1 protein-coding gene is annotated in these 623 nt (G+C 46.7%); it reads right to left on the minus strand.

The window, feature by feature from the left end:
* Window positions 1-623 (minus strand): M23 family metallopeptidase (locus R7R78_RS27435; RefSeq protein WP_225474771.1); only part of this gene is annotated, 623 nt, incomplete at both ends.

Below are 623 nucleotides of genomic sequence, written 5' to 3' on the forward strand. Positions count from 1 at the left end.
TTATCAAAGATTCCCATCGTATTTTTCGCTCCTTAGTAAAGATATCTTCAAAATTATTAAGGCTCCAATCAACAAACGGTTTTGGGTTCAATGCTCGTCCGACAAAGCGCACTTCGTAGTGCAGATGTGGGCCAGAAGAGAGCCCACTGTTGCCAGAAATCCCAATCAAATCGCCTTTTCTTACGAATTGGCCGCTTTGCACTTTGAATTTCTTTAAGTGCGAGTAAGAACTGGTAAAACCGAAAGAGTGCTGTAGCCTCAGAAAGTTGCCAGAGCCGGTATTGCTGCGACGAGTGACTTCCACCACGCCATCGGCAGGGGCATAAATTTTTGTTCCGATGTTCACCGCGAAATCTAATCCGCGGTGCATTTTCGCTACCTTGGTGACAGGATGAATACGTTTGCCAAAACCGGATGAAGGTCGAACTTTACCCACAGGCGAACCGTTTGGAATTTGATTGAGCATCAGCGTTCGCACATTCGAAGTGATCGCTGCTGAATCCAGTCGAGTATCCAAATCTTCATTTGTGGCGTGATTGTCCACGCCAAGCACTTTTTCTAGATCGCCTAAGCGTTCGGAAACCAACTGAACCCGCTCCTCTCGCTCTGAAAGGTCGTTTTCT

It is taken from the genome of Vibrio sp. 2134-1 (assembly GCF_033339495.1).